Here is a 13822-nt window from a genome sequence, read left to right as displayed (position 1 = left end):
TGCGCGAGCCCGCCGAATTGGCGCATGACGCCGGATTGGATAGCGTCGAGTCATGACGGACAATCTGACGGGGAGGTATCGCCTTGCCCCGCTCCTGACGCCGCTGACGGTACGTGATCTCACCGTCGCCAACCGCTTCGTCATGGCGCCGATGACTCGTGAACATTCGCCGGGCCGCGTGCCGGGCGAGGACGTCGCTGCCTATTACCGTCGGCGGGCAGCGGGGCAGGTCGGCCTGATCGTGACGGAGGGGGTCGCGATCGACGATCCCGCGGCCGTCGACACCGCGGCGGTCCCAGCAATGTACGGCGATGCGCCGCTGGCCGGCTGGCGTCGGGTGATCGACGAGGTGGACGCCGCCGGTGGGCGGATCATGCCGCAGCTCTGGCATCAGGGCGCGATGCGCGACGCGGCGACGAGCCCCGACCCCGATGTCGGCCCCCGCCGGCCGAGCGGCATCCTCGGCCCACTGGGCAAGGTCAGCCTCGCCGACGACCATCTGGTGCGACTGAACGTAGACACGCCGCCGATGACCGAGGAGGACATCGCCGACGTCATCGCGGCCTATGCCCGGAGCGCCGGTCATGCGGCCAAGCTGGGGTTCGACGGCATCGCGATCCACGGCGGCCATGGCTATGTGCTCGACAATTTTCTCTGGGCGGGCACCAACCGGCGGACCGATCGCTGGGGCGGCGATGCCGTGCAGCGGACCACCTTCGTGGTCGAGGTCGTGCGCGCGATCCGCGCGGCGATCGGAGACGGCTTGCCGATCCTGCTGCGCTTCTCGCAATTCAAGATGCAGGACTATCTGGCACGGCTGGCCGACACGCCGGCCGAGCTCGAGGCGATCCTGGGGCCGATCGCCGATGCGGGGGTCGATATCTTCGACGGCAGCCAGCGCTATTTCGACACGCCGGCGTTCGACGGATCGCCGCTCAACCTCGGCGGATGGGCGAAGAAGCTGACCGGAAAGCTCGGCATGGTCGTCGGCGGCGTCGGCCTGGACCAGGGCAAGCGCGACCATCATATCGACAGCGGATCGGGCGCGTCGGACAATCTCGGCAAGCTGGTCGAGCGGTTCGAGCGCGGGGAATTCGACCTGATCGGGGTTGGCCGATCGCTCCTCAACGATCCCGACTGGGTCGGAAAGGCGATCCGCGGCGAACCCTTTTTGCCGTTCGACAGCGCCAATCTGACGAGGCTCACATGAGCGACGCGGCCGATCTTCTGGCCCGGATCGACCGCATCGAATCGCGTCAGGCGATCGGCGAGCTACCAACCCGTTATGCCCGGGCGATCGATGCGCGCGACATCGACGCGTGGCTCGGCCTGTTCGTCGACGATGTCGATTGCGGCCGGCGGGGCAAGGGGCACGAGGCGCTGCGAAGCTGGATCGATCCGGGCGTGCGGACCTTTTATCGCTCGATCCATCTCGTCTGCGGCCAGGTCGTGGATTTTGAGGATGCCGACAACGCCGTCGGCACCGTCTATTGTCGCGCGGAACATGAGGACGGCGATCGATGGGTGGCGATGGCGATCGTCTATTTCGATCGGTACGCGCGGCGGAACGGCCAATGGTATTTCGTCACACGCGCCGAGAAGCACTGGTATTCGTCCGACGTGCTCGAGCGGCCCGCCCCGCCCTTTCAGCAATGGGATCGCTGGGCCGATCGTCTGCCCGACCTGCCCGGCGCGTTTCCGACATGGGCACCGTTCTGGGCACGTTCCAGCGACGAGGACATCGCGGCACTGACCGGCCAACCGATAGAAGGGAAATAGGATGAAGGACTATCGCGGCAAGTGGCTGTACGAGCCCGATTTCATCCTCTTCGAGGTCGATGGTCCCGTCGCCACGATCACCTTCAACCAGCCCGACAAGCGCAATGCCCTCGGCCCCGCGATGCTGAGCGAGATGCGCGACGCGATGCTCGAGGCCGACGACCGGCTCGACATCAATGTCATCATCCTTGCCGGTGCGGGCAAGGACTTCTGCGCGGGCTATGATCTGACCGGGGCCTATGCCGGTCGCGGCGAAACCACCGAACTCGGCGATTACAAGTATCGGGAATCGGGTAAGCGGTTCGACGACGATGTCTGGTCGCTGCTGCGCACGCAGGCTTTCTCGCTGATCGTCGCCGAGCTTCACAAGCCGGTGATCGCGAAGGTTCACGGCAATTGCCTGGCCGGCGGCACCGACATCGCGCTTTCCTGCGATCTCGTGATCGTCGCCGACGACGCGCGGATCGGCTTCCCGGCGACGCGGGCGAACGGAACGCCGCCAGCGCACATGTGGCTGTATCACTGCGGTCCGCAATGGGCGAAGCGAATGCTGTTTACCGGCGACAAGATGAGCGGCCTCGATGCCGTGAAGATCGGCCTCGCCATCGAATCCTGGCCCGCCGACACACTCGATCGCGAGGTCAAGGCGCTAGCCCAACGGATTGCCGCCACCGATCCTGAATTGCTTGCCTGTCACAAGCGCGTCGTCGACTTCGCGCTCGAGCAGATGGGTGCCCGCACCCTGCAACGCTATGCCGCCGAGCTTGACGCCCGCGGTCACCTGGCCAGCGGGCCGCGCCGCACGCAGTTCAAGGCGGATATGAAAGAGCACGGCCTTAAGGTCGCGCTGCAAAACCGCGACGCCCCCTATGGCGACGGTATCGTGAGGGTGCGGGGGCGGGGCTGATCCGCGCCTGCCGCGGCGTTCAGACGGCGAAGGGTGCCGCGCGCAGCTCGACCTCGTACCGGTAGCGCTCGGGGTGATAGAGGAGCTGCGCGACCTCGATCAGCTCGCCCTCTGCGGTGTAGTAACGCCGGCTGGTCTTCAAGAGCGGGCGGTTGACCTTCAGCCCCAGATGCTTCGCGGTTTCGGCTTCGGCGGCGGCAGCCTCGATCACTTGCGAAGCACGCGCGATCCGCACGCCCAGCTTTCGCTCGACGGTCCGGATCACGGGCTCCTGGTGACTCAGATCCTCGGCCGTCAGCACAGCGTCCACCTCCTGCCGGAAATAGAAGCAGGCATGCGCCAATGGCCCCTCCTCGCCATGGCTGAGCAGTTCGAGGCGCAGCACATGTCCGCGCGGCGAGAGGCCGAAATCCTCGGCGATCTCGCTGGGCGCCGGGCATATGCCAAGCGACAGGACCTTGGGCCGCAGCTGCGACGCGCTCGACAGGAATTCGTCGAGCGAACCGCTCAGATGAATCGCGTGGACGCCGCGCCGCCGCTCGGCGACGAACGATCCGACACCGCGCCGCCGCAGGATGAGGCCTTGCGACATCAGCGTGTCGAGCGCCTTTCGCACCGTGATGCGGCTGACGCCATAGTCGCGGCAGATCTGCTCCTCGGTCGGAAGGACCTGTCCCTCGGCGAATTCACCGGCGACGATACGGGCCGCCAGATCCTGTTCGAGCTGGTGATAGAGCGGAATGGGGCCGGCCGCGAGTTTCATGACAGGACAACATATCCGGCAACGTTGCGAACCATGCAAGGCATTCGGCCGGATCACGGCCCGTATCACATCGACGATGCCTCGACCCGCCGGTTTCTGCCCCGCCCGCGCCCTGATAGCAATCGGGCAAGGAGATCGCTCATGGCCCGCTACAAACTCGTCGCTCACTCCCACGCCATCGCGGGGCGAGAGGCCGATTACGAGCGATGGTACGATGACCGGCACATGCCCGACATGCCCGACATGCTCGCGGTGCCGGGTTTCGTATCGGCCGAGCGCTTCACCGTCGTGGGTGAAGGCCCCTATCGGTTCCTGGCGATCTACGAGGTCGAAAGCAACGACATCCGCGCGACGCTGGCCGAGATCGGCAACCGCGCGGGTACCGACGCGATGCCGATTACCGATGCGATCGACACGTCACAGGTCAGCGTGGTGGCCTGGCACCCGGTCGCGGCCGGCTGAGAAACGGGAGCATTGCCATGGGTGATTTCGTCGAAGTTTCGGTCGAGGGACCGATTGCCGTCATCCGCCTGAACAGGCCGGACACGCTCAACGCGGTCGCGACGCACGAGGATTGCGACGATCTCGTCCGCGCGATCGAGGCGCTGACCGACGATCGCTCGATCTCGGTCGGTATCGTCACGGGCAACGGCCGCGCCTTTTCCGCGGGCGGCAACCTGAAAGCGATGCAGCAACGCAACGGGATCGGGCCGCTCGATCAGCCCGACTCGACGCGTCACAATTATCGCCGCGGCGTCCAGCGGATCACCAGTGCGTTCATGGCATGCGAGGTGCCGCTGATCGCCGCGGTCAACGGCCATGCCGTCGGCCTCGGCTGCGATCTGGCATGCCTGTGCGACATGCGACTAGCCGCGGCGAGCGCGAAGTTCTCCGCCAGCTTCATCAAGGTCGGCATCGTCCCCGGGGACGGGGGCGCCTGGTCGCTCCAGCGCGTCGTCGGCTATGCGCGCGCGGCCGAGATGTTCTTCACCGGCGACCGCTATTCCGCCGAGGAGGCCGCGGCGCTTGGCCTGGTGGGTCGGGTCGTACCCGACGAGACCCTGATGGACGAGGCGTTCGCCCTCGCCCGCCGGATCGCCGCCAACCCCGCCCGCGCCTTGCGCCTGACCAAGCGGCTGCTGCGCGAGGCACAGACCCAGCGCATGTCGGAGATCCTCGAGCTTTCCGCCGCCTATCAGGCGCTCGCCCACGAAACCGCCGATCATCAGGAGGCGGTGAACGCCTTTCTCGACAAGCGCGACCCGATCTTCACCGGCGGCTGACCGGCTGGCTGCTCAGCGCTTCCAGGTCATCGCCCCCTGCGCCTTGCGACGGGCGAGCGCCTCACGCTCGATCGCAATCGCTTCGGCCAACGTCGCCTCGGTCCCGCGGTCGACGACCTGTTTGGCGATGCCGACGATCTCCGGGTCGTGGCCCGCCATCAGCGCCGCCAGCTCGATCGCGCGGGGCAGCAGCGCGTCGTCGGCAACGACCTCGTTTGCCAGACCGACGCGAAGCGCCGTCGCCGCGTCGATCGGCGCGCAGGTAAGCATCATCTGACGGGCGAAGCGCGCGCCGACCGCACGTGGCAGGCGCGATCCCATGCCGCTTCCCGACAGCGCACCGATCTTGGCATGGGTATCGGCGAAGCGCGCGCTTTCCGCCGCGATGATGAAATCGCAGGAGATCGCAATCTCCAGCCCGCCAGTGTAAGCCGCGCCATTGACCGCAGCGATCATCGGCTTGTGCCGGCCCGCGATGGCGACGATCACCTCGGTCACCCGGTTGCGCGGCGCGTCGGGCGCGGAAAACGCCTTTAGATCGAGCCCCGCGCAAAAGGCCGGCGGCGCCCCCGTCACGACCCCTGCCCGCCAGCGCGGCTCGGCCTCGAACTCGGCCAGCGCCGCCGCCAGCGCATCGGCCAGCGCAAGGTCGATCGCGTTCCGCTGCGCCGGGCGATCCAGTGTCAGCAGCATCACGCCGGATGCGGGTTCTTCGATCCTCAACGTCATCATTGTCTCCCTGCGCCCCACGATCCTTCGGCTCGCTGCCGCCGACCAGCCGCTGCGCCACACATCGCAGGCGCGATGCGCCAAACCGGGCCTGCGATGCTATACCGGGCCAAAGTGAGAGGCGAGGAGAGGCGAGGATGTCGCTGGTGGTCCGCTATCCCAAGGTCGATTACACCGGCGTGCGCCCGCACTGGGCGCGCAACGTCGCGTTCGCCCAGTATCAGAACGCGACCTCCCTCATCCCGACGCCGATCGAACCCTGGCTCATCAAGATTCTTCAGGCCGCGATCGAGGATCTTCCACCGGAAGACGACGCGCTGCGCGAGGATGTCCGCGGCTTCATCGGTCAGGAATCGCAGCATTTCCGCCAGCATCGCCTGTTCAACAAGGTCCTCATCGCCCAGGGGTATCCCAAGCTTGCCGAGTTCGAGCAGCAGTTGACCGACGATCTGAACGGCTTTCTGCGCGACCGGTCGCTCAAGTTCCTGCTGGCCTATGCCGACGGGTTCGAATCGCTCGGCGCCGTCGCCGGCGGCGTCTGGTTCGAGCGGAGCGACGGGATGCTCGAGGGCGCCCATCCCAACGCCGTCGCGCTCTGGAAATGGCACATGGCCGAAGAGTTCGAGCATCGCGAGGTCTGCTTCAACCTCTATCACGCGATGTTCGGTCGCGGTCTGTGGAACGCCATCAAGAACGGCTATTTCTACCGCCTCTACGGCACCATCTTCGCCATGCGGCATCTGAACGGCTATATGGACCGCATGTTCGCCTACATGCTGGACATCGACCGTCTGTCGATGAGCGGGGCGCAGAAGGCGAAGCTAGACGGCGACATCAAGGAGCTGAGGGACTTTCAGAAGCGGCACACCCTGCCGCAACTGCTCAAGGTTTTCTTGCCGTGGTACAATCCCGCACGCAAGCGGACGCCGAAGGGGATGGTCGACTACCTGCGCCGGTTCGAGCCGGGCGGGGACCTAGCCCGGCCGTCGCGCAGTGCGGCCAACGACGCGATGGCGACAGCCTGAGACGATGACCGATCGTCCCTTCGACGGCAAGGTCGCCCTCGTGACCGGCGCCGCCGCCGGCATCGGCCGCGCGGCCGCGCTTGCGTTTGCCGAACGCGGTGCGGTGGTCCTCGTCAGCGACATCGACGACACGGCCGGCGAAGCGCTGGCGACCGAGATCGAGGCGGCAGGCGGCCGTGCCTGTTTCCAGCGCGCCGATGCGACGGCGGAAGCCGATGTGGTGTCGCTCGTCGCCCGCGCGCGATCGACCTTTGGTGGCCTCCACCTCGCCTTCAACAATGTCGGCTTCAGCTGGGGTCGCGGGATTGGCGATCTGACGGTGGAAGATTGGGACCGCACGGTGGCGGTTTCGATGCGGGCCCCCTGGCTCTGCATGAAACACGAGCTACCCGTGATGCGCGAAAGCGGCGGCGGCGCGATCGTCAACACCGCCTCGATGGCCGGCGTCGCCTATGCGCCCGAAGCCAACATCGCCTATTCGGCGGCGAAGGCCGGCGTGATCCAGATGACGCGCTACGCCGCCAACGCGGTCGCGGCCGACCATATCCGCGTCAATTGCGTCTCCCCCGGCCTGACCCGCACCGCCGCGGTCGAGCGTTTCCTCGACGCCAGGCAGCAGCAGGAGCTTGCCGCGCAAACCCAGCCGATCGGTCGCATCATCGAACCGTCGGAAGTCGCCGACGCCGTGATCTGGCTCTGTTCGTCCGGCGCCGCGATGGTGACGGGCGAGAATATCTGTGTCGCCGGCGGTCAGCAGGCGCGCTGACCCGAATTGAACTTTGCTTCCCAAAGGTAGAATCGAATGAAGGCGATCAGCAAGATTCAGGATTTCAACGACCCCCACTATAATCCGTTCACCGCCATGAAGGATGCGGGTGAGGGATCGATCAGCGACTTCTATCCGGAATTGAAGCGCCTCCGCGACCTAAGCCCGGTCTTCGATGGCGATCTCCGCCGGCATTTCGGACTGCATGGCGATCTGACGATGGCGCATCTGCGGCATGTAGCGGTCCTCGGCTACAAGGAGGTCAAGGACGTCCTGCTCGCCCCCAAACTGTATTCGAACACGGTCTACGGGCACAATATGGGTGTGTTCTTCGGCGACTCGATCACCATCATGGATAATCCGGACCACGCCAGGTACCGGCAGCTCTTTCAGAAGGCCTTCATGCCCAAGATGATCGCCAGCTGGGGCGAACATCTGATTCCCCGCATGATCAACGACCTGATCGATGGCTTCGAAGGGAGAGGCCGTGCCGAACTCATCAGCGAGTTCACGCTGCATTTCCCTTTCCATTTCATTCATGAGCTGATGGGCCTGCCGATCGAGGATCGGGCAGTGTTCCACAAGCTCGCCTTCGGCCAGATCGCGATCACCTTCGACACGGAACACGGCATGGATGCCGTCACCAAGCTGAAGGATTATCTGACGGCCGTCGTTCACGACCGCCGGGACAATCCGCGCGAGGGTGATTTCATGTCGACGATCGCCACCGCCGAGGTTGATGGAGAGCGGTTGCCCGACAATGTCGTCATCTCGTTCTTCCGCCAGTTGATGAATGCCGGCGGTGACACGAGCTTCAACGGCTTCTCCAGCGTGCTGACGGCGCTCCTCACGCATCCGGACCAGTTCGAACAGGTCAAGGCCGATCGCACGCTGGTGCCCAAGGCGATCGAGGAAGGCCTACGCTGGAACTGCCCGGTTCCCGGAATTTCGCGCACGCCGGTCGAGACGGTCGAGCTTGGCGGCGTGACGATCAATCCGGGTGACCACATGATGGTCTTCCTTGCCTCTGCAAATCGCGACGAAAAGGCGTTCGAGCGCCCCGATGCGTTCGACATCAGCCGCGCGACCCGCAACCATGCGGCGTTCGGATACGGACCGCATATGTGCATCGGCCAGCACCTGGCCCGCCTTGAAATGGTCAACGCGCTCAATGCGTTGCTCGACCGCCTGCCGCGCCTGCGGCTGGATGGGGATTTTCCGCCGCCCGAAGTGTGCGGCATGGCACTGCGCGGACCAAAGGCAATCCACGTGCGCTTCGACTAGGTGCCGGACGCGGCGGGCGCAGGCCCGCCGCTGCCCTATTCGCTGGTGAACCGGGGAGCGCGCTTTTCGATGAACGCGCTGCGCTTCTCGGCAGCGTCGGCGGTCGACTGTGCGATCTGGACCGCGCGAGCCTCCAGTTCGATCGCCGCCTCGAGGCTGCCCGCACTCTGATTGAGCCAGAGCGACTGCTTCGTCAGCGCGATGCCCATCGGCACGTTTGCCGCGACGGCGCGCGCGATCGACAGCGCCTCGTCCATCAGCCGGTCGTCATCCACCGCGCGCAGGATCAGGCCGATCCGCTCGGCCTCGTCGGCTGGCACCGGCCGCGCGGTCAGCAGCAGTTCCGCCGCGCGCTGGCTACCGACCGCGCGAGACATCATGTAGGACAGGCCCAGTTCGGCCCCCGTCGCGGCATTGTGGATCGTGTTGACGAACTTCGCCGACCGCGCCGCGATGGTCATGTCCGACGCCAGCGCCAGCGTATAGCCGACACCCGCCACCACGCCGTTCACCGCACAGATGATCGGCTGTGGCAGGCCGCGCATCGCGATCGGGATGCGTCCCAGCGCGCTCACGCTCTGGCGGTTGTTATAGATCCGGCCGCGATCCTCGCGCGCGTGCGGATTGACCCCGGCTGCGCGCAAATCGTGCCCCGAACAGAAGCCGCGCCCGCTGCCCGTCAGGATCACCGCCCGCACCGATGGATCGTCGCCGATCGCGACGAGCGCATCCAGCAACGCCTGATACATTGGCCAGGTAAAGGCGTTGAGCGCCTCCGGCCGGTTGAGCGTCAGGCGTCGCACACCGTCCTCCGGCGTGTCGATCAGGATCGTTTCGGCGGTCATGCAGCAGCTTCCCATTCCAGTTCGAGCTTCAGGACGCCGTTCACCATGCCCGTCGCCATGACCGGGCGGGTGCCCGCCCGGATCCGGAAGTCGGGGATTCGGCGAAGCCATTCTTCGAGGAACACCTGTATCTCGCGGCGGGCAAGCACCGCACCGGGGCAGGTGTGCACGCCGTTGCCGAACGTGGCATGATGGATCGGAAAGGGGCGGGAGAGATCGACGGTCGTCGGGTCGCTCACCTTCCGTTCGTCCAGGCCGACGAGCATGTTCGGCGGCAGGATCATCTCACCCGCCTTCAGCACCGCGCCGTCCAACTCGACGTCGCGCGTCAGGACCCGCGCCGTGTTCGCGACGCCGTGCCGGCGCAACAACTCCTCGGTCGCATGCCGCAGGAACGCCGCATCGTCCAGCCGCGCCGCGATCTGTCGCCGCACCCCGTCATGGGTCGCGAGGAACCGCGCGATGAAGCCGAGCATCGATGCGACCGTGTCCAGGCCACCGAACATGACCAGCATCGAGAAGGATATCGCCTTGTCGAAGGCGATCTTCTCGCCGCCGATTTCCGCATTGACGATCGTGCTGAGCAGGTCGTTGCCCGGCGCCTCGCGCCGCGCCGAGACGATCGGCGCCAGATAGGCACCGAGATCCTCGAACGAGGACATCCGCACCGCATTGTCGCTCGCCCGTACCGATCGCTCGGCCATTTCACGCAGCATGCCGCGATCGCTCTGCGGGATGTTCACCAGTTCGAGGAAAACCGACACGGGAAAGATCGCTGCGAACTCGTCGATGAATTCGCATCGGCCCTGCGCGACCAGCGGCTCGATGAGTTCCACCGCGCGGGCACGGACCGCCGCCTCCATCGCGTTCACGACCCTAGGAAGCAGCGCCTGCATCAGCGGACGGCGATAGGGCGCGTGCTCGGGCGGGTCGAGTTCGAGCGGGATCTGCCGGGGCACGGCGTCGGGCAGCCGGGGCAACGTGATCCGCTGGTGCGAGAAGGTCGCGGTATCCTTCTGGATCGCTTCGATATGCTCGGCGCGGGTGGCGACCCAGTGGCCGCCATTGTGCGGTGTCCAGAACACGGCGGGAGCCGATTGCTGGAACGCCCGATACGCGAGTTGAACGTCCTCCGCCGATCCCGGCAGGTCGTAGACATCGAAGTTGACAACCCGCTCGACCGGAACATGCGACGGCCGCGCCGTCGATCCGATGTTCGCTGTCACCGCACCCGCTCCCCAACCAAGCCGGACTCAACCATAACCGTGTGGCGTTGCCGCCAACAGCACGACGCATCGACATCGTAGCCGCGATGCCCCCGCCGTCAGAGCATTCCACGTTCCTCAGACGTGCGCGTGGTCGTATCGATGCCCTGCTCTCGCAGCACCTCGACGACGGCGGTCGTTGCCGATGCGACCGCGGGGAAGCCCGTATAGGGGATGGCCTGGATCAGCGCCTCCTCGATCTCTCTCGCGGTCAGTCCGTTGGCCAGGCCAATGCGGATGTGATTCTTCAATTCGGCGATCTGCCGCTGCGCGATCAGGATGCCGATGACGACGAGGCTGCGTTGCTTGCGCGCCAGACCGTCCCGAGCCCAGACGTCGCCAAAAGCGTAATCGACCGCAAGCTGACCGATCGCGGCCCCGAAATGGTCGCCGGACAGGCCGGCGCGCATCTCAGTCGCCCGGGTCTCGCCCATCATCTCACCGAAGATCTTCAGCCCCCGCTCGGTCCGTTCGATCGTCATTCGCTGCTCCCTGCATGAGGCGGGACGGGCCCGTCCGCGCCACCGATATTTCAGCCATGACCGCACAGACCGCCGCCCGCCACGGAACGTCGAGGACCGGCCCGGCGATCAGACACCCCTTCCCGCGCAGCCACTGCTCGGGCGCCCTCGAACCAAGGTTCTGGTGCGCGATCATCTCGTCCCCCGGCCCGGTCACAGTTCTCGCCATCACGGGTCGTTTGACCACCACATGAGGCATAAGATCACCGATGCGATCCCGAAATCTCATCTCGTCAGGGGCCGGTGCCGGCGGCGACGGGCAGGGTCAGGCCGCGGTCGGGGGTTTCAGCCTGCCACCGGACCGAGCCCAGCGGCCGTTCGAGCAATCGGCGCACGCCGACGATCCCCGAGCCGCCGCCTTGCTCTATCGCGGCGCTCAGGGCCGCATGCTCGGCCTGCGTCATCCGATCGCGCTGACGCAGATAGTCGTTCCATGTCGGCGCGGTGAATCGTTCGACCCATCGCCTCTCGTCGGCGATGTCGCGCGACAGCGACCAGCCATAGGCGCCGTTGCGATGCCGGATCCGCTTCACCTCGATCATCGCCGCATAAAATGCTCGGGCACCGGCCGGATCGACGTCGTGCTCGACCTCGACCACGACCGGTCCGCTGCGACCGGTGATCGCGAGGTTGATGGCGATGTCGCCCGATGCGATGGCCCCGTCGCCCGGTTCAGCCCCTTCGGCCTCCGCCGGCCACGCCTTCGCCAGCAAGGAACAGGCGGCAAGCGCCGCTCCCGACAGTCCGAACGCGGTCCCCGTGCCTAGCGCCGCCGCGATCGCACCCCAGAGCAGGCTGCCGATGGCGAGCCCGCCGGCCGCTGCAGCCTGAAAGCCGGCCAGTGCCCGCCCCGCCACCCAGCGCGGCGCGCGGGTCTGGATCGCCACGTTGAAGCCGGTCATCAACTGCATCCACGCGGCCCCCGCCACGACGAGCGCGGCGAGACTGATCGGCTGCAGACGCGAAAGCGCGACCACGCCGATCGCGCCGCCCGCCACCAGGGCATTGAGCGCCAGCACGCTTCCGGGCGCCAGTCGCCTACGCATGCGGCCGATCATCGCGGCGCCGAGAACGGCGCCCACGCCGAATGCCCCCAGCAGCAATCCATACGTCCCCGCCGCACCGCCGAGCAGATCGCGCGACACGAGCGGCATCAGCGACGTGACGGCGCCGCCCGCGATCCCGACGGTCAGGCAGCTGAGCAGCACCGTCCGGATAGGCGGCGAGTGCACGATGTAGCGAACGCCGGACTGGATCGCCCAGCCGATACGCTCCGGCGGCAGCCGCGGCTCATCGGCGCAGCGGCGCCACGCCACCATCGCACCGACCATCGGCAGGTAGCAGAACGTCATCGCCGCGAAAGCCGCGACGGAGCCGGCCGCCGCCACGATGGCGCCGCCGACCGCCGGGCCGAGGCTGCGAGCGATGTTGTAGCTGACCGAATTAAGCGCGACCGCCGAGGGCAGATCGGCCGCCGGCACCTGTTCCCCCACCGACGCCTGCCAAGAGGGGCCGAACATGGCATTCGTCGTACCGATGACGAAGCACGCGGCGATGAGCAGCGTGGGGGTTAGCCAGCCCCGCCAGTCCGTCAGCGCGAGCGCTGCCGACGCGACGAGTGTGAATGCCAGCATGAGCAGTGCCACCCGGCGTCGGTCGTAGGTGTCGGCGATCGCCCCCGCCGCCATGGAAAACAGCATGTAGGGAAGCATCAACGCGGTCTGGACGAGCGCCACGTCCTGCGCCCGCCCGCTCATCGTCGTCATCGCCCAGCCCGCACCGACACCGTTGATGAGCAGGCCGAAATTGGAGAACAGGCTCGCCAACCAGATGCGTCGGAACGCCGCGTGGCGCAGCGGGGCAGACAGCCCACCAGGCGCCCCCTTCCCCGTCATTCGAAGCGATAGCTTGCCAGTTCGTCGCCGACACGCCGGACAAAACGCGCCGCATCCGCGCCGTTGATGACGCGGTGATCGTAGCTGAGCGACAGCGGCAGCATCTGACGCCACTCGATGGCGTCCCCTTCCCCCGGCATCGGCCGCAACTGAAGCCGCGTCATGCCGAGGATGGCAACCTCGGGCGCGTTGACGATGGGCGTGAAGGCCGTCCCGCCGATATGCCCGAGCGACGAGATCGTCATGCTGCCGCCCGTCATCTCGGCCATCGAAAGCCCCTTGGCTCGCGCCCGCGCGGACAGGTCGGCGATCTCCTTTGCGATCAATGGCGGCGCCTTCCTATCGCAGTCGCGCACGACACCGACCAATAGGCCGCCGGGCGTGTCAATCGCCACGCCGATATGGACGTAATCCTTCCAGACGAGCGACTTGCCATCGGCCATCAGCGACGTGTTGAACACCGGATAGGCACGCAGCGCCGCGGCGAGCGCCTTTACCACCGGCACGAGCAGCGTCGCCTTCGCATCGGGATTGGCCGCGTTCCACGCCTTCCTCGCGCCCTCCAGCGCGGTCACGTCGACCTCGTCCTGATGGGTCACGTGCGGGATCGCGACCCAGTTCCGACCGAGGAAGCTGGCGGTAAGCTGCTGGATGCGACCGAGCTTGCGGACTTCAACGGGGCCGAACTCGGCAAAATCCTGTTCGGGCCACGGGGGCAGCGTATCGATATAGGCGGCCACCGGCGCGCTCTCCTTGTAAT

At 66.5% G+C, this 13822-nt stretch carries 15 protein-coding genes; 8 read left to right on the top strand and 7 right to left on the bottom strand.

Translation table 11 applies throughout. The features are described from left to right. Positions 1 to 52: 52 nt before the first annotated feature. The 3 genes from FHR19_RS09595 to FHR19_RS09585 are packed head-to-tail and all read left to right on the top strand — an operon-like array spanning position 53 to position 2686. Complete coding sequence (locus tag FHR19_RS09595; RefSeq protein ID WP_184027448.1) at positions 53 to 1210, top strand: NADH:flavin oxidoreductase; 1158 nt, start codon at positions 53 to 55, stop codon at positions 1208 to 1210. Then, entirely contained in the window at positions 1207 to 1779 is a 573-nt protein-coding gene (locus FHR19_RS09590) for a nuclear transport factor 2 family protein (protein WP_184027445.1), read from the top strand. Before FHR19_RS09595 ends, FHR19_RS09590 begins: the two co-directional genes overlap by 4 nt. Before the next feature lies 1 nt (position 1780). After that, on the top strand, positions 1781 to 2686 hold the full coding sequence (locus FHR19_RS09585; protein ID WP_184027443.1) for a crotonase/enoyl-CoA hydratase family protein: 906 nt from the start codon (positions 1781 to 1783) through the stop codon (positions 2684 to 2686). Positions 2687 to 2705: 19 nt separating this feature from the next. On the opposite strand, the gene FHR19_RS09580 is transcribed toward FHR19_RS09585, so the two are convergent. Beyond that, on the bottom strand, positions 2706 to 3449 hold the full coding sequence (locus FHR19_RS09580) for a GntR family transcriptional regulator (RefSeq protein ID WP_184027440.1): 744 nt from the start codon (positions 3447 to 3449) through the stop codon (positions 2706 to 2708). A gap of 141 nt (positions 3450 to 3590) precedes the next feature. Here FHR19_RS09580 and FHR19_RS09575 point away from each other — a divergent pair, with 141 nt between their 5' ends. After that, entirely contained in the window at positions 3591 to 3911 is a 321-nt protein-coding gene (locus FHR19_RS09575; protein WP_184027437.1) for a hypothetical protein, read from the top strand. 17 nt (positions 3912 to 3928) lie between these two features. Beyond that, entirely contained in the window at positions 3929 to 4732 is an 804-nt protein-coding gene (locus FHR19_RS09570) for a crotonase/enoyl-CoA hydratase family protein (protein WP_184027434.1), read from the top strand. 12 nt (positions 4733 to 4744) lie between these two features. Here the strand turns inward: FHR19_RS09570 and FHR19_RS09565 are convergent, their stop codons facing one another. Next, positions 4745 to 5461 carry an enoyl-CoA hydratase-related protein gene (locus FHR19_RS09565; RefSeq protein ID WP_246359417.1) on the bottom strand — a complete coding sequence of 239 codons (717 nt, stop codon included), beginning with the start codon at positions 5459 to 5461 and terminating at the stop codon, positions 4745 to 4747. 137 nt (positions 5462 to 5598) lie between these two features. On the opposite strand from FHR19_RS09565, the gene FHR19_RS09560 reads away from it, so the two are divergent. Genes FHR19_RS09560 through FHR19_RS09550 form a run of 3 tightly spaced genes read left to right on the top strand, consistent with a single transcriptional unit; the run spans position 5599 to position 8536 of the window. Beyond that, positions 5599 to 6486 (top strand): metal-dependent hydrolase, encoded by an 888-nt coding sequence (locus FHR19_RS09560; RefSeq protein ID WP_184027429.1) that lies wholly within the window; start codon positions 5599 to 5601, stop codon positions 6484 to 6486. A 4-nt stretch (positions 6487 to 6490) separates the two neighbouring features. Next, complete coding sequence (locus FHR19_RS09555) at positions 6491 to 7252, top strand: SDR family NAD(P)-dependent oxidoreductase (RefSeq protein ID WP_184027427.1); 762 nt, start codon at positions 6491 to 6493, stop codon at positions 7250 to 7252. Between the two features lie 36 nt (positions 7253 to 7288). Further along, positions 7289 to 8536, top strand: coding sequence for a cytochrome P450 (locus FHR19_RS09550; RefSeq protein WP_184027425.1), 1248 nt, complete (start codon positions 7289 to 7291; stop codon positions 8534 to 8536). Positions 8537 to 8571: 35 nt separating this feature from the next. On the opposite strand, the gene FHR19_RS09545 is transcribed toward FHR19_RS09550, so the two are convergent. The 5 genes from FHR19_RS09545 to FHR19_RS09525 form a co-directional block, all read right to left on the bottom strand. After that, complete coding sequence (locus FHR19_RS09545) at positions 8572 to 9381, bottom strand: enoyl-CoA hydratase/isomerase family protein (RefSeq protein WP_184027423.1); 810 nt, start codon at positions 9379 to 9381, stop codon at positions 8572 to 8574. After that, complete coding sequence (locus FHR19_RS17980; RefSeq protein ID WP_184027421.1) at positions 9378 to 10607, bottom strand: cytochrome P450; 1230 nt, start codon at positions 10605 to 10607, stop codon at positions 9378 to 9380. Before FHR19_RS17980 ends, FHR19_RS09545 begins: the two co-directional genes overlap by 4 nt. A gap of 98 nt (positions 10608 to 10705) precedes the next feature. Then, positions 10706 to 11128, bottom strand: coding sequence for a carboxymuconolactone decarboxylase family protein (locus FHR19_RS09535; protein ID WP_184027418.1), 423 nt, complete (start codon positions 11126 to 11128; stop codon positions 10706 to 10708). Positions 11129 to 11400: 272 nt separating this feature from the next. Continuing rightward, positions 11401 to 13062: an MFS transporter gene (locus FHR19_RS09530; RefSeq protein WP_184027415.1), complete on the bottom strand. Its 1662-nt coding sequence runs from the start codon at positions 13060 to 13062 to the stop codon at positions 11401 to 11403. Further along, positions 13059 to 13802 carry a 2-oxo acid dehydrogenase subunit E2 gene (locus FHR19_RS09525; protein ID WP_343053224.1) on the bottom strand — a complete coding sequence of 248 codons (744 nt, stop codon included), beginning with the start codon at positions 13800 to 13802 and terminating at the stop codon, positions 13059 to 13061. The genes FHR19_RS09530 and FHR19_RS09525 overlap by 4 nt, the downstream gene beginning before the upstream one ends. Positions 13803 to 13822 lie beyond the last annotated feature (20 nt).

The organism is Sphingomonas yantingensis, from assembly GCF_014199325.1.
In the GTDB taxonomy this organism is placed as follows: Bacteria; Pseudomonadota; Alphaproteobacteria; order Sphingomonadales; family Sphingomonadaceae; genus Sphingomonas; species Sphingomonas yantingensis.
This window is presented reverse-complemented; position numbering and strand designations above follow the sequence as displayed.

Excerpts from the sequence above, each read along its gene's own strand:
- FHR19_RS09595 (WP_184027448.1), top strand. The coding sequence starts at position 53 with ATGACGGACAATCTGACGGGGAGGTATCGCCTTGCCCCGCTCCTGACG.
- FHR19_RS09590 (WP_184027445.1), top strand. The coding sequence starts at position 1,207 with ATGAGCGACGCGGCCGATCTTCTGGCCCGGATCGACCGCATCGAATCG.
- FHR19_RS09585 (WP_184027443.1), top strand. The coding sequence starts at position 1,781 with ATGAAGGACTATCGCGGCAAGTGGCTGTACGAGCCCGATTTCATCCTC.
- FHR19_RS09580 (WP_184027440.1), bottom strand. The coding sequence starts at position 3,449 with ATGAAACTCGCGGCCGGCCCCATTCCGCTCTATCACCAGCTCGAACAG.
- FHR19_RS09575 (WP_184027437.1), top strand. The coding sequence starts at position 3,591 with ATGGCCCGCTACAAACTCGTCGCTCACTCCCACGCCATCGCGGGGCGA.
- FHR19_RS09570 (WP_184027434.1), top strand. The coding sequence starts at position 3,929 with ATGGGTGATTTCGTCGAAGTTTCGGTCGAGGGACCGATTGCCGTCATC.
- FHR19_RS09565 (WP_246359417.1), bottom strand. The coding sequence starts at position 5,461 with ATGACGTTGAGGATCGAAGAACCCGCATCCGGCGTGATGCTGCTGACA.
- FHR19_RS09560 (WP_184027429.1), top strand. The coding sequence starts at position 5,599 with ATGTCGCTGGTGGTCCGCTATCCCAAGGTCGATTACACCGGCGTGCGC.
- FHR19_RS09555 (WP_184027427.1), top strand. The coding sequence starts at position 6,491 with ATGACCGATCGTCCCTTCGACGGCAAGGTCGCCCTCGTGACCGGCGCC.
- FHR19_RS09550 (WP_184027425.1), top strand. The coding sequence starts at position 7,289 with ATGAAGGCGATCAGCAAGATTCAGGATTTCAACGACCCCCACTATAAT.
- FHR19_RS09545 (WP_184027423.1), bottom strand. The coding sequence starts at position 9,381 with ATGACCGCCGAAACGATCCTGATCGACACGCCGGAGGACGGTGTGCGA.
- FHR19_RS09535 (WP_184027418.1), bottom strand. The coding sequence starts at position 11,128 with ATGACGATCGAACGGACCGAGCGGGGGCTGAAGATCTTCGGTGAGATG.
- FHR19_RS09530 (WP_184027415.1), bottom strand. The coding sequence starts at position 13,062 with ATGACGGGGAAGGGGGCGCCTGGTGGGCTGTCTGCCCCGCTGCGCCAC.